Source organism: Xanthomonas albilineans (genome assembly GCF_002939705.1).
Classification (GTDB): domain Bacteria; phylum Pseudomonadota; class Gammaproteobacteria; order Xanthomonadales; family Xanthomonadaceae; genus Xanthomonas_A; species Xanthomonas_A albilineans.
The window spans coordinates 1-570 of record NZ_MDCB01000090.1 but is presented as its reverse complement, the minus strand read 5'-3'; the positions used below and the strand labels follow the sequence as shown (position 1 = coordinate 570).

The following is a 570-nucleotide window of genomic DNA, read 5'->3' as shown; positions in this document are numbered from 1 at the left end:
ACCCGGCTACTTCAACGCCTGGCCCCACATCCTGCGGCAGCAGTGGGAGGCATTCGCCACAGAGGATCGCCCCTATCGCCCCTTTCCACCGAGCCCGCAGGATGTCGAGCGCATGCTCGAAACGATGCGATGGGTGCTGTGGCTGGAAGTGGAACAACGCCACCTGGTGTGGATGCGCGCCAAGCGCTACGGCTGGCGGGACATCACGACCCGCTTCGCCTGTGATCGCAGCACCGCATGGCGACGTTGGCACAAGGCGCTGGAGATCGTGGCCGAACAACTCAACCGCGACGGGCTGCGGTTGTCTTCCAAAAACCTGAGCAACCCAGGGTAATGCGTGCGCTGATTGTCCACGCTTTGCCGTGCATGTCTGTTTTGACGCCATCGGGGCGTGCAACACAACAGGCCGTTCGGGGGTAGTATTTCCGCTATCGTCTGGACAGACCTGTCAGCCACTGCACGCAGCGTGGCGACACAGCTGGCCAACCCCATCAACCCGCCCATGAGGACGACTCATGGCGGGTTTTTTCATTTTCAGAACCCGATGAGCGCACTGCAACTCCACTACCG

1 protein-coding gene is annotated in these 570 nt (G+C 61.4%); it reads left to right on the top strand.

What is annotated here, in order from left to right; all coding sequences use genetic code 11:
* On the top strand, positions 1-334 hold a 334-nt coding region (locus tag XalbCFBP2523_RS15875), incomplete at its 5' end, for a DUF6362 family protein (RefSeq protein WP_080928233.1).
* Positions 335-570: the final 236 nt, after the last annotated feature.